The organism is Eximiradius sp. (assembly GCA_937127445.1).
Lineage (GTDB): Bacteria > Bacteroidota > Ignavibacteria > Kapaibacteriales > UBA2268 > JAKIZO01.
Genome location: CAKZLY010000013.1, coordinates 22,191 through 45,082 on the forward strand (window position 1 = coordinate 22,191; position 22,892 = coordinate 45,082).

Annotated in this window: 15 protein-coding genes; 8 read left to right on the forward strand and 7 right to left on the reverse strand. The window is 36.4% G+C overall.

The window, feature by feature from the left end; genetic code table 11:
- Positions 1-4: 4 nt before the first annotated feature.
- The gene (locus tag AC6QZF_RS02330; RefSeq protein ID WP_499798269.1) at positions 5-2,347 is read left to right on the forward strand and encodes a DUF6588 family protein; all 2,343 of its coding nucleotides are present in this window, start codon (positions 5-7) and stop codon (positions 2,345-2,347) included.
- Positions 2,348-2,357: 10 nt separating this feature from the next.
- The gene (locus AC6QZF_RS02335; RefSeq protein WP_499798270.1) at positions 2,358-2,993 is read left to right on the forward strand and encodes a hypothetical protein; all 636 of its coding nucleotides are present in this window, start codon (positions 2,358-2,360) and stop codon (positions 2,991-2,993) included.
- Here the strand turns inward: AC6QZF_RS02335 and AC6QZF_RS02340 are convergent.
- Positions 2,982-3,833, reverse strand: a complete 852-nt coding sequence (locus AC6QZF_RS02340) for a PHP domain-containing protein (protein WP_499798271.1) — start codon at positions 3,831-3,833, stop codon at positions 2,982-2,984. The genes AC6QZF_RS02335 and AC6QZF_RS02340 overlap by 12 nt on opposite strands.
- A gap of 230 nt (positions 3,834-4,063) precedes the next feature.
- Between AC6QZF_RS02340 and AC6QZF_RS02345 the strand changes: the two genes are divergently transcribed.
- The 4 genes from AC6QZF_RS02345 (at position 4,064) to AC6QZF_RS02360 (ending at position 12,444) form a co-directional block, all read left to right on the forward strand.
- Complete coding sequence (locus AC6QZF_RS02345; RefSeq protein WP_499798272.1) at positions 4,064-5,404, forward strand: hypothetical protein; 1,341 nt, start codon at positions 4,064-4,066, stop codon at positions 5,402-5,404.
- Positions 5,405-5,611: 207 nt separating this feature from the next.
- On the forward strand, positions 5,612-9,058 hold the full coding sequence (locus AC6QZF_RS02350; protein WP_499798273.1) for a PAS domain-containing hybrid sensor histidine kinase/response regulator: 3,447 nt from the start codon (positions 5,612-5,614) through the stop codon (positions 9,056-9,058).
- Between the two features lie 4 nt (positions 9,059-9,062).
- Positions 9,063-10,184, forward strand: a complete 1,122-nt coding sequence (locus AC6QZF_RS02355) for a hybrid sensor histidine kinase/response regulator (RefSeq protein WP_499798274.1) — start codon at positions 9,063-9,065, stop codon at positions 10,182-10,184.
- Between the two features lies 1 nt (position 10,185).
- Positions 10,186-12,444 (forward strand): BamA/OMP85 family outer membrane protein, encoded by a 2,259-nt coding sequence (locus AC6QZF_RS02360; RefSeq protein ID WP_499798275.1) that lies wholly within the window; start codon positions 10,186-10,188, stop codon positions 12,442-12,444.
- Here the strand turns inward: AC6QZF_RS02360 and tatC are convergent.
- Entirely contained in the window at positions 12,432-13,211 is a 780-nt protein-coding gene (gene tatC / locus AC6QZF_RS02365) for a twin-arginine translocase subunit TatC (protein WP_499798276.1), read from the reverse strand. The two genes, AC6QZF_RS02360 and tatC, sit on opposite strands and share 13 nt — an antisense overlap.
- 100 nt (positions 13,212-13,311) lie before the next feature.
- Between tatC and AC6QZF_RS02370 the strand changes: the two genes are divergently transcribed.
- A complete protein-coding gene (locus AC6QZF_RS02370) occupies positions 13,312-14,055 on the forward strand; it encodes a hypothetical protein (protein WP_499798277.1) in 744 nt (247 codons plus the stop codon).
- Positions 14,056-14,254: 199 nt separating this feature from the next.
- On the opposite strand, the gene infC is transcribed toward AC6QZF_RS02370, so the two are convergent.
- Positions 14,255-14,863, reverse strand: a complete 609-nt coding sequence (gene infC / locus AC6QZF_RS02375) for a translation initiation factor IF-3 (RefSeq protein ID WP_499798278.1) — start codon at positions 14,861-14,863, stop codon at positions 14,255-14,257.
- A gap of 140 nt (positions 14,864-15,003) precedes the next feature.
- Here infC and AC6QZF_RS02380 point away from each other — a divergent pair, with 140 nt between their 5' ends.
- On the forward strand, positions 15,004-15,729 hold the full coding sequence (locus AC6QZF_RS02380) for a LysE family translocator (protein ID WP_499798279.1): 726 nt from the start codon (positions 15,004-15,006) through the stop codon (positions 15,727-15,729).
- On the opposite strand, the gene AC6QZF_RS02385 is transcribed toward AC6QZF_RS02380, so the two are convergent.
- The 4 genes from AC6QZF_RS02385 to arcC all read right to left on the reverse strand — a co-directional run bounded on the left by AC6QZF_RS02385 (position 15,703) and on the right by arcC (position 22,884).
- Positions 15,703-19,026, reverse strand: a complete 3,324-nt coding sequence (locus tag AC6QZF_RS02385; RefSeq protein WP_499798280.1) for an AAA domain-containing protein — start codon at positions 19,024-19,026, stop codon at positions 15,703-15,705. The genes AC6QZF_RS02380 and AC6QZF_RS02385 overlap by 27 nt on opposite strands.
- Complete coding sequence (gene recJ / locus AC6QZF_RS02390; RefSeq protein ID WP_499798281.1) at positions 19,023-20,720, reverse strand: single-stranded-DNA-specific exonuclease RecJ; 1,698 nt, start codon at positions 20,718-20,720, stop codon at positions 19,023-19,025. Before recJ ends, AC6QZF_RS02385 begins: the two co-directional genes overlap by 4 nt.
- 270 nt (positions 20,721-20,990) lie before the next feature.
- Positions 20,991-21,899 (reverse strand): aspartate carbamoyltransferase, encoded by a 909-nt coding sequence (pyrB, locus tag AC6QZF_RS02395; RefSeq protein WP_499798282.1) that lies wholly within the window; start codon positions 21,897-21,899, stop codon positions 20,991-20,993.
- Between the two features lie 43 nt (positions 21,900-21,942).
- Complete coding sequence (gene arcC / locus AC6QZF_RS02400; protein ID WP_499798283.1) at positions 21,943-22,884, reverse strand: carbamate kinase; 942 nt, start codon at positions 22,882-22,884, stop codon at positions 21,943-21,945.
- Positions 22,885-22,892 lie beyond the last annotated feature (8 nt).

The window sequence follows — 22,892 nt, forward strand, 5'->3', positions numbered from 1 at the left end:
GCAAATGAAAAAAATTTTACTGTTTATATTTTTAAGTACAATAATCTTTATCGATTCGCGCGCTGCCAAAGAGATAGAAATAAGCAGGGAATTCACTTTGTTCACATCTCAGCATGCACAAGGTTATCTGAAACCGCTTTTCACAACTCTCGGGGAAAGTTTTAATTCAGGATTATTTACCAAAGCAGATTACAAAAAGACTTTCACGCTTGGAATTGACATTAACGTAATGGGAATGCATATACCAAATAGCCAAAGAACTTACGAAGCAGAACTTCCGGACCTTTACGGGAACACCGACAGGGTTCTTACTGCTGTGAAAAAAGACGGCACAATAATACACAACGTCAAAGGTACCTGGCAGCAGCCTACAATTTACGGCGGACGCTCAACTGCAATATTTGCAGCACCACAGAATCATTTTGCACCGGATTCGTTCTACCGTTCAGTTGCTTTTATTGAAGGTAATAATATTAACTTTATGTCCGGGCTACCCGTTCTGCAAGTATTTATGGGATTGCCAACAAGGACGCAGTTTCGCGGGCGATTTATTTCTGTTCCGATAGACGGAAGCAATTTCACATATTACACTATAGCGATCAATCAAAATATTGACAAATTATTCAATTTGTTCGAGGACAATAGCAATTCTCTTGCATTGCATTTTGCGTATCATTCTATGAAGCGGTTGCCCGGGTTTGAAATTACTTCGTTTGCAGTTGGCACACATTACAGTTATGAAATTACTGAGAATTTTTACGTAACTGCGGCAATGCAATACGAAGATTTCAGCGGGAAGTTTCGCGCAATTAAAGAGCAAAGCGACGATTTGGAATTAATAAACAGTCCATATCCAGAAATAAGAGAAGCCCGTCCATTTAATTTTAATATTGAAAGTTACACAAAATTCAGAATTGGCGGGGGGGTGTCGTATAAATTATCTGCAATGGAGTTTAGTGCTTCAGCATATTATGCTTCGCAGCCAGTGCTATCGGCAGGATTTTCGCTATATTTGATTGAAACAAAGGAAAAACAGCCGCCATCACCGCCACCACCACCTGCACCAGAACCAGAACCAATTCCTGAACCTACTTTCGCTGAAGAAATTATGTTCGAGCAGCCAACAATTGAGCAACCAGAAGTCAAAATCGAAGAGAAAAAGACACAACTTACAGCCGATATAGCTGCTTATGCAGTAGAGAATGGCACTGAAAAGCCACTTCTGACAATAAAAATGGAAGAAAATATCTCAAAACATATTTCCCCACTATTGCCAATGATATTTTTTGATGATAATTCTGCCGATATTCCCGTACGTTATGAACGAATTACAGCTGACTCAGCAAAACGTATGATTGCAAAAGATGTATCCGAAGGAAACGCACTTGATGTCTATCACAGAATTCTCAATATTATTGGTATGAGGCTTAAAAAGAACCCTGATGCAAATATTACGCTTACGGGGACTAATTCGGGAGTTGGAGCAGAACGCAACAACCGACAACTTGCGCAAAATCGAGCTGATAATGTGAAGAAATATCTTGTTGAAGTTTGGGGGATTGAGCCTAATCGTGTTAAAACTGTTGCCCGCAATTTGCCTGAAAAAGCTTCGAATACCAAAGACCCAGACGGTATTGCCGAAAATCGTCGCGTGGAAATTTCTTCGAACGACTGGGAAATCATTGCTCCATCGGTCATTCAGGATACAACTCGATTGATACTCCCACCAATTATCAGATTCCGCCCGAATGTTGTTTCGGATGCAGGGATTGCTGATTGGCATCTCGTAGTAACAGCAAGCACCCGAAAAGTAAGAGAAATATACGGCAAAGGCGAACAAATTAATTTCGATGATTGGTTTGTTAGAGATGACGAGACAGCAAAAGCTTTAATTAAGCATAATATGCAATTTAATTTATCGGTCAACGATAAAGAAGGCAATCATTATATAACTGATGTAAAAACCTTGCCAGTCGAACTGAAAACTATAAGTAAGGAAACGGCAAAATCAGGCGATACAATAACAAATGTGTATGATTTGATTCTGTTCGATTTCGATAAAGCAACGCTTTCGAGCAACAATATGAAAATCATCGATATGATAAAAAAAGAAATGCCCGATAATTCAATTGTGAAAATCACTGGATACACCGATAGAATGGGCAATGATAGTTATAATGAAAAGCTATCGCTTTCGCGTGCAATATCTGCAAGCAAGGCACTCGGGCGACCAGACGCTGCAACGATTGGTTCGGGCGAAAAAGTATTACTTTACAACAATGATTTACCCGAAGGACGCTTTTACAGCCGTACAGTTATTATAGAAGTTAAGATACCAGTAAAATAGGAGACAAAAAATGAAAAAATTCGCAATAATAATAGCATTATTGATGTTAGGCGGCTGCTATCAAGATACAGTGGATAGTTTCAGCTCGTTTCATTTTCAGATGATTGTAAAGATCAATACATTTTATCTCAATAGAGCGGTTCCGAGCCAGTCGCTTGATTTTTCAAATTTAAATAAATACAAAGAATATCATGAAAATAAGGAAAGAATAAAAAAGTCACAATTGCTTCAATTTAACTATTGGATTGATTCGCTTGTTCTGGAAAACAACCAGCCATACGATCCGAACAAAGATTTGCTTCAATTAGATTACATTATCTACACACTTGTTTTTGCTCGACCTATTGCTGGGAACGAAAATTCGGAGAATCCGGCAGATTTCGAACCCGATCCAACTATTCCTGAATACGAGCTCGGAAGATTCTCTAATGTAAATATTCGAGATTATTATAGGAAAGCGCATCAGATTAAAGACATCCCAAAAGAAATATCAGACCAAATTTCGGAGCATATTCTGAGGAGCCCATATTTTTATATAAGAACGACTTATGGGAATGTTGCAGGTTCGCTGGATAAATATCATTTTCCATTTATAAAAACAAACTTTGATTTAAATATTCGCTTCACAGTTGATTTAAAAGAATAGGAATTTGCGGCGTTTCCTTGATTTGCTAATTTCTAATATTTTATAGAATACATCAGCAGATACAACCTCATTACCAAAATTAAGTTCGTCAGTTGGGCGGTTGCCGTGAAAATCGGAGCCGCCTGTTTGCAAGATGTTGTATTTACATGCAATTGCTTTATACTTATTCCGTTGTGTAATACTATGCATAGGATGAACTACTTCAATTCCATCGAGACCTACTTTAATAAAATTGTGCAAAGTATCTTCATCAACAAAGTTTGCAGGATGAGCAAGCACGGCAACACCGCCCGCCGCCCGAATTAGTTTAATTCCCTCGGCAACAGGGAAATTTATTTTCGGTTCGTAAGCCGGGGCATCGTCGCCAATAAATTTGCTGAACGCTTCATAATAGTTTTCCGCGTAGCCGGCAGAAGTGATGGCTTTTGCAATGTGTGGTCGGGCAATTGGTGCATCGCCGGCAATTTCCAGAATATCGTCGAAATTGATATGAATACCAAGTCCGAGCAATTTGTTGTGCATATTTTTCGCACGCACAATTCTGATGTCCCTGAATTTGTTAATATGCTTGGATAGATCTTTGTTTTCAATATCGAAATCGTATCCGAGCAAATGATATTCGAGTTGATTTTCGGAACAACTCAATTCAATCCCAGAAATTATCTCGATTTGGTTAATAAATTTGCTTTGAAGAGCAGTTTTATATCCATCTAAGTTATCGTGATCTGTGATGCTAATATGAGTAATTTTATGCTCGATGGCTTTTGCAAGTAATTCTTCTGGTGAAAAAATTCCGTCCGAGCAATTTGTATGAACGTGTAAATCAGTAATTCTCTTCATTATCAAAACAAATACTAAATAAAAATGTTGAGACGAACATTAGGCAATAAAGTTTTTTCTAAAAAAAATGATTTTTTATTATTTTTATCTTTTATAATTCGATTTTTTTTTTAAATTGTTATGAACAAAGAATAAATTATATGTGAAAAATCAAATTTGTAATAATTATTACTACAATAATAGAACGATTTTTTTAAAATAAAGTTGTTTATTAAAGGAGTTGAACTCTAATGTCAAAAGCACAATTTTCAACAAGAGCCAAGAAGTTCAAAATTGGGATGCCGCATATTATAGTATGGGGCGCAATGGTAGTTGCTTTTTTCTTGCTATTCCAATTTAAATTAATTCCAGTTGGCATATCTCAATTTGTTGTAAAACTATTCGAGCCAAGCGGCGATCAACGTGAAAAAATTGGCTTTGTTAAATTCGATGGTTCGGTATGGGCTTCGACATCGCTTGATAACGAAGCAAAATTGCAGGGCAAACAAGTTGAAATTTCACGTGAATTAATTAACAGAGAATACATATTTGATTTTACTTTCAGAGCAAGAACTGAAAAAGAGCACGGATATGTAAAAAGTTCAAATGAGTTTTATGCAAAATCACCTTTGCTTGGAGAAAACGCGATTATTTTGGAACCGTGGGTTGCATTCTGGTTCTTATCATTAATTTTCTCGCTTGCATTAGCATCGTGGATTTCGATGTTTATGCCATCAAGCATTGGTCTTATGGCAGTACTCTTCGATAGACAAATTGATGCAACAAAGGTTAAATTGCGTTTGCAAACTGGATTTAGCGACGACATTATTGAGCTGCTCATTATGCCCGATGATAAATTAAGAGAAAAAGAATTGAACGAGGTTCGCGGTGCTTTCAGAACTATATGGGAAAGAACAGTAACCGACGAAGGTTCATCACCATATCAAAGCACACGTTTTGAAGATGTTTTCGACGAAGATACCGATATTGTGTTTTTCCGTAATGAAGCAATCTACACACGTATTAAAGAATACTTCTCTGATTTCGTATTGAAAGAAATCATCGATACAAAGAATGGTTTGATTTGGCGAAGAAATCGTTCTCATTTCTTGCACGGCTTGCGTTTATATATGTCGCACCACTTTACTGAAAAATATGCAAACTTCGTTACAGGTCTTGCTTATGGCGGTGCGGCATTACTTATCGTTGCAGTTGGTATTCGTGGTTTGAAGTTTATCCCCGCATCACGTCCGTCAATCATTTTGTTGGCAATTATTCTTGAATTCACTATGCTTTCATTATTGGCATTCACTCTTATCTACACAGAAGAAGAAGAGCGTATGGACAAGATGCTCAAAAAGATGGAAGACGCAAATCGCAGCCAGCTGGAAGCTTTGCGTAGCCAGCAAGCCGATATTCATCAACTTACAAATGCTCTGGTTGGTCAGACTTCTGAAATTATTCGCAACCGTGTAGAAAAGTCAATTCAAGAATTTGTCACAAGCGGCGACCATATACAAAAAATGATTGCAGAACAAATTGCTCGAAATATTCTCATCGGATTGCGTGAAAACGAACCAAATAAGAAATAAGGTTTTCAATAGACTTTTATCAAAGGGGTTGTCTTAAAACAGGCAACCTCTTTTTGTTTTTTTAAAATTATTCTATATCAATATTTAGAAAAAAACAAAATCAGAATTAAAAATTCAGTTTATTATATATTATATTTTTTGTATATTTTATAACTTTTTGATTTTTAATATATTAATTATTTTTAATTGATTTAATTGGTTCTCCCTATGGATAAACAAATAGAAATGTCAAAAATCCGCCAAAAAGCAGAAAAATTGCTAAGCAAAAGCGGTCCCATTCTCGACGAAAAAGAATTGCAAAGCATAAAAGATGCATTCTACGAAATTCAAGTTTATCAATATGAGCTTGAATTACAAAATCAGGAACTTATTCGAACTCGCTCTGAACTTGAAGTTTTAATTGATAAATACAGCAGGCTATACAACAACTCGCCAACTGGTTATTTTACTCTCAATAGCGATGGATTTATCCTTGAAGCAAATAACCCAGCAATTAAAATGCTTAACGAAAATAAAATTACAATTGCTTACAAGCCTTTTACTAAATATGTTGATAGAGAATATGCTGAAATTTTCGAAAAATATCTTGAAAAACTCACTACAAGTATCGCAAAAGATAGTTGCGAACTTCTGTTTGTTCGTCTCAATGGAGAAACATTTTTCGGTCGGCTCGAAAGCATTTCATTCAGAAATCCTGTTAATAATTCCATTCAAATTCACACAAATTTGATTGATATAACTCGTGAAAAGCATATTCAAGATGAACTTATAAAAAACAAAGAATTTTTGCAGATGATAATTGATGCTATCCCCGACCCCCTATTTGTTAAAAACAACAAATCTGAATATACACTTCTGAACAAAGCACTTACAAAATTTATCGGAAAAGAATACGACGAAATTATTGGAAAAACTGATACGGATATATTTCCAAAGGATCTTGCTGAAGACTATCTATTATCGGATAAAGTCGTTTTAGATAAGAATTCTGAATATATTTACGAAACCGGATTTGTTGATACTTCAGGAAATCACCACGTTTTGTATGTGAAGAAAGCTTCGTTCGATGCAAAAGAGGGAAATTATGTTGTTGGGATTGTCAGAGACATAACAGAGTTAAAGAAGATGCAGGAAGCAATTGCTTCCCATCGAGACCAGCTTTCGAAAGAAGTTGAGCAAGCAACTAAAAACTTACTTCAAATAAACAAAGAACTCGAAGATGAAATAGAAGAAAGGAAAATGATAGAAGCAAATTTAGATAAAGAACGCCTGTTGTTGAATTCTTTAATTGATGCTATTCCTGACCTGATTTTCATAAAAGATTACGAATACCGCTACACAATGGTTAATCAAGCATTTGAGAATTTTACAAATCTCAACAGAAATCATATTTTAAGCAAAACAGATGTAGAATTGTTCGACGAGGACACTGCAAATGGACTTTTTGATAAAGATAAATTCGTAATTCAGTCGAACCAGCCTGTACGATATGAATATTGGTTCCAAACAAATAATGGCGAACAACTAATTTATGATATTTATAAGATACCATTTATAGATAAGAACGCCAACATTTTAGGTCTTGTTGGCATTATGCGTGATATTACACAGGCAAAACATATACAGCTGGAGACCGAGAAAGAAGATAGAATTTTTAAGGCAATAGCCGAAATTTCCACTGCATTGCTCGAAAACTACTCATTCAGGAATATATTGCAACAAATTGTTGTTACACTTGGCGAGGTTGTGGAAGTCGATAGGGCATATATTTACGAAAAATATTATCAAGCAGAAACAAATCGGGAACTCTTCCGGTTAACATACGAATATTTCGACAAAAATCTTCAATCTCAGGCGCATTTAGAGGAATTACAAAATTTATCTATTGAAGAAAAAATACCCTCAATTGTTAAACCACTTTGTATGAAACAACCTATAAATGTAATTGTGTCCGAATTGCCAGAAAACGAGCAAAATATGCTAATCGAACACGATGTCAAATCATTTTTAATTATCCCAATTGTTGTAAAGGAGAAGCTTTGGGGCTTTATTGGCTTCGACAGTGTTAAGTACGAGCGGGATTGGACGGTGAAAGAAATATCAATTTTATCTATAGCAGCAAATGCAATAGGTTCAGCAATAGAGCGAGAGGAAGATATTGAATTAATTCGCCAGACAAGCGAAGCAGCTGTTGCTGCAAACAAAGCAAAAAGCGAGTTTTTAGCTAATATGAGTCACGAAATTCGCACTCCAATGAATGCAATTCTTGGTTTCTCTGAATTACTGAGAGAAGAACTGGGCGATAACCCTAAATATTCCGACTTTATTACAGGTATTACAAATAGCGGGAAAAATCTTCTTGAATTGATTAATGATATATTAGACCTTTCCAAAATTGAAGCCGGGAAGATGGAAATCAAATACGAAGCGGTTAGTTTACGAGACATAATCGATGAAATTCGGGATATTTTCTCAATCAAAACAACAGAAAAAGGCTTAGCTTTTGATATAATCTACGACGAGAAGTTGCCAAAATCTTTAATATTAGATGCAACAAGAGTTCGCCAGATATTATTCAACCTTGTTGGCAATGCTGTAAAATTCACAGACAAAGGCCAAATTCGAGTTGTAGTAAATGCAAAAGATCCAGATAAAGAAGGAAGCAAAATAGATATTATTCTTAAAGTTCAGGACACAGGAATTGGGATTGAAAAATCTCAGCAAGAAATAATTTTCGAAGCATTCCAGCAGAAGGAAGGTCAAAGCACTCGCAAATATGGCGGAACAGGGCTGGGTCTGTCGATTACCAAACGATTAACTGAAATGATGGGTGGGAAAATATTTCTTGATAGTACGCCCGGAATTGGCTCGACTTTCACAATTGAACTCTATGGCGTGCGTATTGCTGCTGGAATACACACTAAAAGAGAAAGTAAAATTGTGCAGAATGTTCAATATCATTTCGAAAGCGGCAAAATTCTATTGGTTGAAGATGTAGACACTAATCGTCAGGTAATTGAATACTATTTAAAACCATATAATTTTAAGATTGTTGAAGCAATAAATGGACAAGAGGCAATTGAAATATTAGAGAAGTTCTCACCCGACATAATTTTTATGGACTTGCATATGCCCGTTATGGATGGCTATACTGCAAGAAAAATCATTAAGAGCAATCCTTCAACAAGCCATATTCCAATTATAGCTCTTACGGCATCTGCTATAAAAGAAGAAGTTGATGAAATTTTAGAAATGTTCGATGGATATTTAAGGAAACCAGTTACAAAGCAACAATTGCTGAACGAGCTTGCACGATTTTTGAGGCATTCCCAAGAAGAAAAAGTAGGAAGCAGCGAAGATATAGTTATTTATCAATCGGTGGACGAGATTATCAACGAAATTACGGATGAAATGATAAATGATTTCACCGAGAATATTCTACCGGAATTTCAAATTGTTAAAAAATCTTTATATATTAGTAAAATTAAAAGCTTTGCTGAAAAATTGTTAAACTTTGGGAAGAAGCATAATTATCCGAAAGCAGTTGAATTCGCAAATGAATTGATAAAGCAGGCAAATGCATTCAAAATTGATAGAATTATCCAAATTTTCAATGACTTTAATGTATTAATCAATAATATAAAAAAGCAATAGAGAGATGAACGGAGGTACAACAAAAGGTTCGGTGCTAATTGTAGATGATATACCCGAGAACTTGCAGGTATTGGGAAACGTATTGCTACAAAAAGGCTTAGACATCGGGTTTGCAACCAACGGTGAAGAAGCACTGGAAACCGTTCAATACAACAAGCCAGACTTGATTTTGCTTGATATAATGATGCCGGGTATGAGCGGAATTACTGTTTGCCAGAAATTGAAATCAAATCCAGAAACTCAGGATATACCTGTAATTTTTCTGACAGCAAAAACTCAGCCCGAGGACATAATCAAAGGTTTTGAGGTAGGAGCCGTCGATTATGTTACCAAGCCGTTTAATTCGGGTGAATTGCTTGCGCGAGTAATGACGCAACTGGAATTGAAAAAATCGCGTGATTTAATTGCAAAGCAGAACGAAGAACTAATGGAACTCAATGCAACCAAAGATAAATTCTTCTCAATTATTGCCCACGACTTGCGGGGACCATTCAGCGGTTTGCTTGGGCTTACTGATTTGCTCTCGCAAGAAGGAGAATCAATGAATCAAGAGGAAATAATCGACCTGATAAAAAAAATGCACCAGACATTGAAAAATCAATATATTTTACTTGAAAATCTTCTGCAATGGGCAAGCATACAAACTCAAAGGTTACTCCCACAACCTATTAAGGTAAATCTAATGAGAACTACTAAGGAGGTGGCTTCGCTTCTTCAAGCAAATGCAGACAAAAAAGAGATTGAAATAATTAACGACATACTGCCGGAACATAATGTATTTGTTGATAAGCAGATGATAACGTCAGTAATACACAATTTGCTTACAAATGCAATCAAGTTTACATTCGAAGGTGGGAAAATCACTTTCAAATCGGAATATTCAGACAACGGAATCTTGCTAAAAGTTATCGATACAGGCGTTGGAATTTCGGACGAAGTGAAAGCAAAACTCTTTAAAATCGATAAACATCATTCATCTTTGGGAACAAAGAATGAAAAGGGTTCGGGGTTGGGCTTAATTTTATGCAAAGAGATGGTCGAGAAAAATGGAGGCAAAATCTGGGCCGAAAGAAACACGAATGTAAATGGGACAACGTTTTTTGTCTTATTGCCGGAAGCAAATTAGATTGAAAATTTCATTAAAATATACAGCAACATATGTTTTTTGGCTGTGTTTTTTATCTCAAATTGCGTTTGGCAGCCAATTTACTACTCAAAAGTTAGTCCCATCGGTTCGCTTTCCCGGACAATACGAAATAGGAATGATACGCTTTTCAGGCAATTCATATTTTTCTGAAAATCAATTGCGTAATATCATTCAAACAAAAGAGACAAACCGAAGTTTCCCACATAAAGTATTGCAAACATATCTAAACGAAAGCAAGAAGAACAAAGCTGCACCACGCATATTAATGCGTGAAATTAGCACAGCTATTAAATCGCTCGAGCACGAAATAAGCATTTTCGACAGCAAACTTATTGAATCTGATTCAGTTGCTATTTGGCAATACTACAATATTCATGGTTTTCACGATGTCCGACTGCGAATCGTGATTGTTCCAGACTATCAAAAGCGGCAAAATACATTGAATTTTCTTATTTCCGAGGGCAAGCGCTATAAGTTGGACACTCTTTCGCTGCTTGGACTTGAAAAGTTACCTGACGATGTGATAAATAAAATTAACAATCAACTTAACAGGCTGCCTAAAATTGAATTTTTCAACGAGCAAGCAATTTTTGAAAGAATAGACACAATTTACGAAGCGCTTTTAAACAACGGTTATTATTCCGCAACTTACAGGCGACCTAACGTAGATATCGACACACTTGAAAAGAAAGACAGCGTTACAGTATTTTTTAATTTGGGGAAAAGAATAATTTTTGGGGATTTGTATTTTATCGATTCAACACGCCAACAGCATATTGTTACTCACGAAATGAAGCGTCGGCAATTTGAAATATATAAAGGTGATTGGTATAGCCGTAGCAAAGTAAATTCATCAATTGAAAATTTGCTTACTCTTGGAACTTTCGAATCTGTTGAAATTGATACTTGCAATAATCGCGATAAGGATTCAGTTGTAAATTTTTGTTTGAAAACAGTATATAGAAAGCAAAAGGAATGGAGTTTGGCATTGTTTTCGAATCGCACACCTATGACAAACTTTAATGCGGGTATCGAAGGGAACATAAGCCATCGAAACCTGTTTGGTAATGCTCAAAATGGTTCTTTCTATTCGAGCTTTTCGTTCAAAGATGTAGGGAAAACGCTGCAAAATATTGATAATTTAGATTATGAGATGCTTGTGGGTGTCAGGTTTTACCAGCCGCTGCTGTGGATAGTGGACAAAACACGCATTGCAGCTACAACAAGTTTGAATTATTCAATTCGTAAGGTATATAATCTATTTCAGTTGAATACTTTGCAGTTTCCTATACGTTTCTCGCTTGTATTGCCAAAGAAAACATTTTTTAATTCAGTAAGTATAGATTTTACGTTTGAACGTGAAAATCCGGTAAATTACAATACAGCAATAGCCGAGGCATCGCGTCGGACAACAAACCCAGAAGATTCATTACGCGTTATCGAATCATTTTATTTATACAACAACCTGTATCAATATCTAAACGAACCAGATTTTCATCTCTGGACTTCTAATACTATGGGCATCAATTTAGTTAGTGATAAAAAGAACGATGTGTTCAATCCGAGCAAAGGTTCGTATACATTGATAAATATTGATGGATGGAATATATTTTTATCGCACCCATCAATTTCGGGTATAGCAAGGTACTTTCGGGTGCATTTTCTGCATAGTCAGTATTTCTCGATAAGCGATAATTTAGTTTTTGCAGCAAAAGGACGATTTGGAGCGATAAAATTGATGCAGGAGGCAAATGTATATGTCCCAATTGAACGTCAATTTTTTGCAGGTGGAAGCAATAGCGTTCGTGGATGGGCGTCGCGTACACTACGCTACACCAAAATCACTTCGCAAACTTTCGGGTCGAATAGAACTTACCAATATATGCAAAATTTCATCGGGAATGCAGGATTACTCGAAGGGAGTCTGGAATTTAGATATAGATTTTCTTATTACCGCTGGTTGAACGAATTCCTTGCAGAACATTTAAGCAACATTACATTTACAACATTTGCCGATTTCGGGAATGCGTTTGATTGGTTTGTCGGAGTGGAGGACTACAAAATGAAATTTGCAGATTACTTCGTAAAATTAGCAGTATCGGCAGGGTTCGGCATTGGATATATCACTCCAATAGGTCCGTTCCGACTTGATGTTGCAACTCCGTTGTACGACCCGACAGGAAGGCGAAAAGCATTTTCCCACACAGTTTATCACTTTGGCATAGGTTATGCATTTTGATTATCGCTTGCGGCTTCCGATGCTTGCCGCTTTTGCAAGCCAAAGGCTGCCACCCAAATGCTAATTTCGTAAAGTAAAAACAGGGGTGCAGCAAATATCAGCTGGCTAATGGGGTCAGGTGTCGGAGTAATCACAGCAGCAAGAATAAGGATAACCACAACAGAATGACGCCAATATTTTCTGAGCATTTTGGGAGTAATTATTCCAAATCGGGAAAGAACAAAGCTAATCATCGGCATTTCGAATAATATTCCAGAAGCAAGAAGAATCATTGTTAAAAAGCTGAAATATTCATTAATATCAATGATGTTTTTTATTTTTTCGCTACCGAAGCTTGCTGCGAATGAAAGCATAGAAGGTATCATCACAAAGTAAGAAAATGCAACACCTATGAAAAAGCATAGCGAAGTAAAAAAAGTAATCGTCGACACCCATCGTTTCTCGTGTTCGTAAAGTGCAGGTTTGATAAAAGCCCAGAGCTGATAGAGCGTAAATGGAAACGAAAAGATTATCCCAACGACAAGAATAACTTTAAAGTAAAGAAATGGTTGTCCGAAAGGCTTTAGATTTTGCAAATCAAGTTTAGCACTTGCGGCTGGCTTTAGCAATACTAAATCCATAATATCGCCAATAAATATACCCGCAATTATGCAACCGATTATTATCCCTATTACAGAAAAAATTATTCGCTGTCTGAGTTCTTCGACGTGGTCCCAAAAGCCCAATCCACCTTCTTCTTCTATATCCTGTATCTGTTCGTTGTTCATATGCAATACTTATTTAAATAAAATACAAAAATAAGTAAAAAAATTATTGATTTTTTGAAAATTTCTTGTTAAGTTTATTTGATTAGTTTCAAGGGTTATTATGAAAAAAGTTTTACCAATATTTTCCCTTATAGTTTTATTACTAACAAGTTGTGGAGTTGTAGATAACCCTGTAGAAGACATAACTTCGATTAAAATTAAAACTGAAACAAAATACAAAGTTAATTTATCTAATCAGTCAGAAAAACAAATTTTATACAAGAAAAATTACTCAACCGACCAGAAAATTATAGATTATACAGAATATTATTCAAACGGTAAAGTTAAATTTTATTCCGAATATTTATATGATAAAACAAAAACAACAGAAGAGCAGAAAAGTTTTGATGAAAGTGGGAATTTAACAGGTATTTCGCGGGTGCTATCCATTGTAGATGAAAACGGAAAAATCAAAGAAAAGACACAAATTTCTGTCGATGGAAAAATCATATCGAAAGAAATATATACCTATGATGCTCACGGCAATGTGCTGAGAAAGGAAGTCCAAAATTTACAGGTTGGGACTATTTTACACTATGAATATGCTTATTTGTACAACAATGGAAGTTTAGTTGAGCGAACAGTAAGCGAAAAGAATTCCAGCGAAACGATTATTACGAAAGAATCTTTGAACTACAAGCAAGAGGAAAAAGCCTTGCAAATCATAAATTATGATAAGAACGGCTCAATCCAGAGAATTAGAACATTCTATTATAACAAGTACGGGCTTATTTCAATCGAAACAGTTGCAGATTTGAATGGGAATTTGCTTGAAAAATATCAATACAGCTACATTTACTATTAATCTCATTATCATCTTTAATTCAAAAAAACAACCACAGGCTTTTTGAAAGCCGGCAACAAAGTGAACGGGTCCTAACTGCACTATATAATGGTGTTTATATGTAAACGGGATAATAAAAACACGAACCTTCCGAAGGCTTGGAACCTTCGGAAGGTTAAAAACAGCCTCTATTAGGATTTATTTGAATTCAATAAAAATATTAAGATTTATTTTCTTCTTTCGTTGGTTTTGCTTTTTTAGTTTTTGCCGGTGAGAGAATAACCGAGAGGTTTTTCCCTTCGAATTTCAGAGGTGAATCAACTTTGGCAATATCGGACATTTCTTCGATAAATTTTTCGAGAAGTTCTTTGCCAATATCAGTGTGAACAATCTCTCGACCACGGAAAATAACAGAAGCCTTGACTTTGCTGCCCTCTTCGATAAAAGCGCGAGCGTGTTTGAGCTTGAAATTAAAGTCGTGCGAAGCAGTACGCGACTTAAATCTAATTTCCTTCATCTGAGAAGCGGTGGAATTCTTTTTGATTTGTTTCTCTTTCTTTTGGAGTTCGTAAGAAAATTTGCCGTAATCGATTAATTTACAAACAGGTGGATTGGCTTGTGGGGCAATTTCTACTAAATCAATTTCACGTTCTTCTGCTAATTTCAAAGCATCTTTGATATTCATTATTCCCAGCATACCGCCGTCACTATCTACAACGCGAACTTCTTTTGCAGTGATTTCATTGTTAATTCTGTGCTTTCTTTGTGGTTCTTTTGTTTGACTTTGTTTCCCAAAATTTGGGTTTCCAACTACAAATGCAGATTTCAAGCAGTTCCTTTAAATTTGTTAATAATACTTTAATTAATATTGCAAATATATTATTTGGTAAGACGAAAATCAAACTAAAAATTTGAAAAAAAAATTTTTTTTCTTATATTTATGCAAATGTATAATTATTTAGTGTCAATTTGATAACAGCTCTTCTTATAGGATTAATTGTAGGTTTTATTCTTGCTATGCCACCGGGTCCCATAGGCGTATTATCAATTAAGATGGGACTAAATAAAAAGATACGACCTGCGATGTATGTCGCAATTGGTTCAGGAGTTGCTGACTTTATCATTTGCTTTATCGCAATTACTGCTGCTACTGCAGTTGTGCAAGCTTTACATAGTTTTTTAGATTGTCATCCTATTTATTCTATTTTGTTTCAGACAATTTTAATAATAGGCTTTTTAGCTTACGGATTATATAGTTTAAAAAGCAAATCTCAGTCTGACAAGCAAATTGAAGATGCCGATATAGAAAACAAAAACAACTTCGTTCGTCATTTCAAAGAAAAAGGACCGTTTCTGTTAGGCTTTGGGTTGGCAATCGCAAATATTGCAAATCCGACTTTCTTGCCATCGATCGGGTATGTAGGCATTCAGGTTCAGAAGTTTGGTTTATTTGAAGTTACAACATTCAATAATTTTATATATTCGATTGGTTTCGGGATAGGGAATTTTGTCTGGCTCTATACTTTATCGAATATTGTGTTCAGACTGAAAAGCAAGTTTTCAGATAATTTAATCATTCGTGTCAAGCAATTTGCGGGAATAACATTTATTAGTTTCGGTGGAATATTAGGCTGGCGACTGTTATTTTTTACAAAATGGTCTGAAGTATTAAGACTTGTGATCACTTCCATCTGATAGAATTCTCTTGTAATCTATAAATAAGTGCCTTTCTTTAATATAATTAATCAATTTGTAATACACAGGTGAGTGCATTAAAATCTGTGCATTGCCAATAATAATTAGTTTTTCTTTGGCTCGGGTAATTGCAACATTCAGTTTGCGGTCGATAATTCTACCATTGAACGTCGAAATATTAGAAATCATATCAATTTCTACTTGCTTATTAACAGCAAAGGAAATAATAATTATTCGTCGCTCGGAACCTTGGAAACGCTCGACTGTATCGACATCAATTATACGGGCAAGTTCACCCAGATTTTTATATATCTCGCTGCCCTGCAATCGGAAAGCAACAATTATTCCTATATCGGAATTATCAAGGCAGCTACCTGATTTTTGAGCAAGAGATTTTGCAATTTTAGAGGCAATTTCTGCTTCAATTTTGTTTGTTTTGCTGGAATTTGTTGTCGGCGTGTTAATAAAAATTATATCGTCGGCATTTAAAATCTCAAAATCGTCACAAAATTGTACTTCGGTGGGAATGCGATTTACAAAAGCAGAGAGTTGAAGTTTGTTTTCGTAGAACAGATAATTTGCTAAATTCATTATAGGTTGCTTCATTCGTGATTGATAGGAAAGCATACCGTAGAAATTATCCCAGCCATTCTTCTGTGCAATTTTTAGCAAGCGTTCAAAATATGAAATGCTTAAATCTGACATTTCTATTTGCGAAAGTTCAGCGTCTTTGATTTTTGCACGTCCATTTTGCAATGGAACAACCGCAGGAAGTTGCTTTTCATCGCCAATAAGCACAAATTTTCTCACCTGCGTAATCAATGAATAAATATAAGCTTCTAAAATTTGGCTTGCTTCGTCGACTATTGCAATATCAAAATTCTTTATTTGGAAAAGTTCGTTTGAAGTAAGAATTGATGAAATAGTACTGACAAAAACACGGCAACTTTTAATTTTCAGGAATAAATCCGAAAAACGAAGTTTTTCACCTAAAAATGCAATAGAATTTTCTTCAATTTCGGTCGCTTCTTTGCTACCAAGCCGCAAGAATGGAAAATCGGGCGATATTTTTTTAAGAGTAAGACAAATTTCATCAACAGCACGATTGGTGTATGCAACAAGCAATATATTCGAGTTTGTGTTCTCGAAGTAATATTTGACTAAAAAGCGAAGCAAATATGAGGTTTTTCCCACTCCGGGCGGTCCTTGGACAAGGAAATAATCGTTAGCTGCAATGATTTTTCTTAGCAACTGATTTTGTTCAGAAATAAGTTCGGAATATGAAATTTCGGGATGCTGGTTAGATTGCGGTTTGTTCAGTCCAAGAAGAAGCGAACGTTTTTGCGGGGAGCACCTCAAAAGCGAGGACACAGATGAATATAGATAGCCCGAAATTGCATCGCTTTGTTCTTGTTCGATTGTCCATTTATGATTGGTATCAAAATTAAAGTTAATAAGTTTGTTAATTAAACTTATGGTAATTTCAGAATTAGAAATTGACGAAACAATACCTTTTAGCACCTGATTATTATTGTCAGAAGCAGCGTCAGAGTTTTGCTTTTTTAAAATGCAAAGGTCGCCTTTGCGAAGAATGTTAATTTTAGAACTAATTTCATTTTTTGCAAAAGTAAGATGCATTTTGATAAAATCAGATTTTTCAGGTATAAGCGAAAGATTTGCAATGATTGTGCCTTTTTCGATTTTTTCTTCGATTGATTCAAGCCACTGAGATGAAACGCTGGTTGATCCAAATTCATCACCAATTTTGTTGTGAAAACTCAATCGAACAATGAATCCAATCATATTGGCAATAAGTTTTTGTTCCAATTTCGAGATTGAATTGTAAAGCTGCTTGTACAGGTCGAAATCAGCAATAATGTATGGTGGCAAATTCGAAGAATATGATTCATCTGAAAAAAATTTATGCAGTTGTATTTCAGGGTTATCGGCTATTTTTTTTAGAAGAATAGTAATAGCATTTCGGCAACGAATAATTTGCTGTTTAAGCAGCAAAGTATTTGGGACGTTACGAAGTTGGTTTTGGGCTGCTGCAATATAGAGTATGCTTGCGAAAACTGTTTTATCGCTAAAGTTTGCTTCGAGCAGTATAATATAGCACATAGCTTGAATAACATGGTTTTTCCAAATAGCAAGCGAATAGGATTTGTCGTAGTCTGCGTAGTATAAATTGGAATTTGGGGACTTCCCACTTTTCAGTTCCACAGCAAATAGTTCTTTTGAATTTTCGGCAAGCAAGTCCAAACGCCCGCTTATTCCATATTCTGGGGCAATGAATGTAGGTTCTATATAAGCGCGATCATAGGAAATTTTTTGAACATTTTGCTTAATAATATCAAAAATATTGAGTAATTCGTAATATAGGTCCTTCAGCTCATCAATAGAACGAACTGCTGCAACTGACTGAATTGGCTTGCTTTTGAGTGCTTTCTGAAAGCATTCTTGATAGTTTGTCTGTTTATCAAGAATAAGTTCGTCAAATAGGGTATTAACAATATTTCCTTTTAACATTGCGGGGTTTGTAGTTCGCTCGCCAATTTTTTTGACAAAATAGAGAAAAGGATTAAAGTCGTTTTGTGAAAAGCATTCAGCTATATCAGTAACATCGATTAAATAGTCAGGCTCGTAAACAACGAGAGAATAGCGATTTGTCTCGAAAATATTTCCATTTTGCGAAAGATTATGAAATTGTAGAGTGGTGTTTTCAGAAAGTTCACTTTTGAGCGATTGCCAATGATGATTAAGTTTAACTTTAAATATTGTGCCGTCATCATTTTCCATAGTAAGCAAGCAGAAATCGCTTGCGTTATCAGTTTCTACATGTTTGACATAAGCTCGAAAGCTCGACTTTATGAAAGGATGGGATTTGGAGCGTTTGTCTGAAATTAGTTCAATATTAGTAAAATTTGCAAGTTGGCTATCTGGAAAGGCTAATTTTTGTTTGGCAACAAAATGGAGTATCAAAAATAAATTAGCAAAGTAGGTAAAGAAATGAATTTCAGTAATTTTGTCATTGTTCTTTCGCGATTGATTTGCTACGTATCGAACAAAGTGAATTCTTTTCGCAAGTTTGCTGTCGAAATTATTTTTTTTGATGATATAAATGATGCGTTGATAGAAGCTTGAAAAAATCTGCGAATTATCTTCATCTAATTTAATAAAAAAATCCTTGAACACTTTGAAAGCAGCAAGGATTTTTTGACGATTATTTAAATCAGTGCTAAGATAGATTTCGCTTATCCGTTCAAAACAGTATTTGGCAAAAGCGTTGTTTATCATTCATCGGGTCTAATGTCTCTAATAGAAATTTGTGGTGATTTTTGCCCATTCATATTATGGGTTTCGAGATTGTAAATAATAGAAAACGATTTGCCACCGGTGCAAAGATGAATTTTATGAGCAAGATTTGGACCGATGGCATCGATGACAAAGTTATTTTGAATAGCCCGGAATTTGATGCTATTGCTACCAACAATTTTAACGCCGTTTAGCGATTTTACGCCACGAGTAAAGAAATAAGGCTTGTTGTTAATAAAGCCGAATGGAGCAAATTTATTTAGAATTTTTAAAAATTGCGGGGAAAGCTCATTGAATTGAAGTTCGGCATCAATTTCAATTTTCGGCACAAGCATATCCTCAGTAATAAATTGGTGAGCAATTTCGTCGAGAGCATCGCGGAAAGCAAGAATATTTTCGATTTTAAGCGATAGTCCGGCAGCGTGTTTATGCCCGCCGAATTCAATTAGAAGATGTTCGCACTTTTTCAGAGCAGAGTGAATATCAAAATTGTTTATGCTGCGGGCAGAACCTTTGGCAATACCATCGATAGTAGTCAGAAGTACGGTCGGAAGGTGGAATTTATCCACAAGTCGCGAAGCAACGATACCGATGACACCAGCGTGCCAGTTAGGGCCGTGGATAACTAAACTGCGTCTATCTTTTTCGGCAATAAGTTGTTCAGCAATTGGCACAGCTTCGTCGAAAGTTTGTTGATCGAAGAGGCGGCGTTTGCGATTCTCGTCTTCGAGCATTTGAGCAATACGGAAAGAAGCATATTCATCTTGTTGTATCATCATTTCGACGGAACGGCGCGGATCGCCGAGGCGTCCGGCGGCATTAATCAAAGGAGCAATTGCATAAACAATGTTTGATGCAGTGATATGCCCTAACTTCAAGCCGGTGCAATAGATAAGCCCCTTGATGCCCGGACGTGGTTCTGTATTAAGCTGCTGCAAACCGTAATAAACCATTATACGGTTTTCACCGATAAGCGGCACCATATCAGCAGCGGAGGCAATAGCAACGAAGTCAAGGTATTTGTAGGCTATTTCAGGTTTACCAATTTCTTGCGAAATAGCTTGAATAAACTTAAAAGAAACCCCACAGGCAGCCAGAGGCTTAAAAGGATATTCGCAGCCAGGAATAAGTGGGTCTAAAATAGCAAAAACATCCGGAAGTTCATCGCCGGGCTCGTGGTGGTCACAAATAATTGTGTCTAAGCCACTTTCGTTAGCATAGCGAAGGGCACTATAAGAAGTAATACCGACGTCAACTGTAATTAATATTTTAGAATTTTTCTGGCGGGCTAAATCAATACTTTTTTTAGAAAGACCATAGCCATCTTCGAAGCGATCAGGGATATAATAATCAACGTGTACCCCTATCTCCCTTAGGAAGAGGCACACCATAGACGCACTTGCAGTACCATCAACATCGTAATCACCGTGAACCCAAATCTGCTCACCATTATCTCGTGCTTTCAGAATTCTCTCGACTGCTTTTCTCATATCCCTCATAATAAAAGGGTCGTGAAGCTTATCGAGAGATGGCTCGAAGAAGCTTTCAGCTTCTTCTGCCGTTTTCAAATTTCTTGCAACAAGAACGCGTGCCAGACTAACCGGTATCTTTAATTGCTTTGCTAAATAATGTACTGCTGTATCGTCTTCATTCTTAAAGGTCCAACGATATTTCAATTTTAACCATATTATTTACTCAATTAATTCAAAATTAATAAAATATACCTAAAAATCAAAATAGTATGTGTAATTTTTTACACAGTTTTCAATATCAAACAAAAATATTACAAAAAATTAATTATATTTATATTTAAAATTAATAAACGTTTAATTATTAATTAATTTCATTTAGCTGAAAAAATATTATTAAAGAGTTTAGATAAATTAATGAAAAAAAGCAGGAATAAATATTGCAAATTGCCCCGCTCTTTTTGGCGGGGCAAAGTATTATTTATCGAAAATCATCGTTAGGAGCGCCATTCGCACGTACAAGCCGTTTTCAGCTTGGCGGAAATATGCTGCTCGCGGGTCCGCATCCACCGAATGGTCTATTTCTACAGAACGCGGGAGCGGATGCATAATGATTGAATTGTATTTCATTCTTTGCAAAACATCTAAATTTATGTTGTATTGAGATAAGTCAACATGCTTGTTTTCGAGACGTTCGCGTTCAATACGGGTTTGATAAACAACGTCGACTTTGCCGATAATATCGCCAATATTATCCAAAAGTTGGTAATTTACACCTTTTTCGTCCAAATGCTCTAATATGTCGGGCTTAATCTGAATTTCTTTTGGAGCCACAAAATATAGTTTCACTCGCTCGAATTTGCTCAAAAGATAAGCCAACGAACGAACTGTTCGCCCATAATCGAGCGCACCAACAAATGCTACGGACAGCCCGTCGAGCGTTTTGCATTCGTTATAGATAGTATAAAGGTCGAGCAAAGCTTGGGTTGGGTGCTGACCGCCGGAACCATCACCAGCATTGATAATAGGCACCGACGAGATAGCCGCAGCACGTTTTGCACCGCCTTCCTCGTGATGCCGCAAAACAATAGCATCGCAATAGTTTGCGATTATACGAATTGTGTCTTCTAAACGTTCGCCCTCGATTTCTGATGAAAATTCCATTGCTTGCTCGGTGGACAGAACTTTGCCACCCAACCGAAACATAGCAGATTCAAACGAAAAACGAGTACGAGTAGACGGCTTGTAGAAAAGCGAAGCCATAATTTTATTCTCGTAGTCGCGAGTACCACCACGAGCAACGATTTTTTTCATCAGCTCGGTTCGTTCGAACAATTCGAGGATTTTTGGGACGGTGAACTGCTGGGATTCTACAATATGACGCATATATTTTTCCTTGAAGTAGTTTTTGCAAATATAAGAAAAAAAATTAATTAGAAACGTGTGTTCCTGCTTTTTCTTCGAGAGCATCCATCAAGCATTCGAAAGATGTAATGATAGCCTTTTGTCCACCATTTTTAATAAATCGAATCACAGATTCAACTTTTGGCCCCATACTACCAGCGGGGAAATGCCCTTCGTCGTAGTATTTTTGCAGTTCGTCAGTTGTTGCATAACGCAGACCTTTCATATCGGTTTTTTTATAATTAACATAAACTTGGTCCGCATCAGTAGAAATAATGAATAAATCTACGTTTAGTCCATTAGCAAGCAAAGCAGAGGAACGGTCTTTGTCGATGACAGCCTCACAGCCGACAATAGAGCCATCTTCACGCTTGACAACGGGAATACCACCGCCACCGAGAGCAATTGTAATAATATCCAAATTAATAATTTTCTTTATCACTTCTAATTGAAGCACTTCCATAGGTTCAGGCGATGGGACAACACGTCTATAGCCACGGGCAGCATCTTCGACAATGTCCCAGCCTAATTTTTCTTTCTTCTCCTGTGCAACTTCTTTTGAATAGAAAGGTCCAATTGGTTTGGTAGGTTTTTGGAAAGCCGGGTCGCTTGGGTCGACGGCAACCATAGTAGGCACAACGGTAACTAATTTATTTAAGCCGAGCAATCGCAATTCGTGCTCCAAAGCGGTTTGAAGCATATAACCAATTTCACTTTGAGTAGTAGCGACGCACATATCGAGTGTATGAGTATAAACTTCGCCGGCGGCGCGCTCTGAACGAATCAGAGCGGCGCCAGCCTGCGGACCGTTGCCGTGAGTGATAACCACACGCCAGCCCATTTTTATCATTTGGGCGATAGATTTTGCAGTTGCGTGTGCATTAGCAAGTTGTTCTTCGATAGTGCCGCGCTCCCCAGCTCTAATTAAAGAATTGCCGCCAATGGCAATCAAAGCTGTATAAGCCACGATAAACT

What these genes read in the sequence shown, in the direction of transcription:
- AC6QZF_RS02330 (WP_499798269.1), top strand. Translation starts at nt 5, where the DNA reads ATGAAAAAAATTTTACTGTTTATATTTTTAAGTACAATAATCTTTATC.
- AC6QZF_RS02335 (WP_499798270.1), top strand. Translation starts at nt 2,358, where the DNA reads ATGAAAAAATTCGCAATAATAATAGCATTATTGATGTTAGGCGGCTGC.
- AC6QZF_RS02340 (WP_499798271.1), bottom strand. Translation starts at nt 3,833, where the DNA reads ATGAAGAGAATTACTGATTTACACGTTCATACAAATTGCTCGGACGGA.
- AC6QZF_RS02345 (WP_499798272.1), top strand. Translation starts at nt 4,064, where the DNA reads ATGTCAAAAGCACAATTTTCAACAAGAGCCAAGAAGTTCAAAATTGGG.
- AC6QZF_RS02350 (WP_499798273.1), top strand. Translation starts at nt 5,612, where the DNA reads ATGGATAAACAAATAGAAATGTCAAAAATCCGCCAAAAAGCAGAAAAA.
- AC6QZF_RS02355 (WP_499798274.1), top strand. Translation starts at nt 9,063, where the DNA reads ATGAACGGAGGTACAACAAAAGGTTCGGTGCTAATTGTAGATGATATA.
- tatC (WP_499798276.1), bottom strand. Translation starts at nt 13,211, where the DNA reads ATGAACAACGAACAGATACAGGATATAGAAGAAGAAGGTGGATTGGGC.
- AC6QZF_RS02370 (WP_499798277.1), top strand. Translation starts at nt 13,312, where the DNA reads ATGAAAAAAGTTTTACCAATATTTTCCCTTATAGTTTTATTACTAACA.
- AC6QZF_RS02385 (WP_499798280.1), bottom strand. Translation starts at nt 19,026, where the DNA reads ATGATAAACAACGCTTTTGCCAAATACTGTTTTGAACGGATAAGCGAA.
- pyrB (WP_499798282.1), bottom strand. Translation starts at nt 21,899, where the DNA reads ATGCGTCATATTGTAGAATCCCAGCAGTTCACCGTCCCAAAAATCCTC.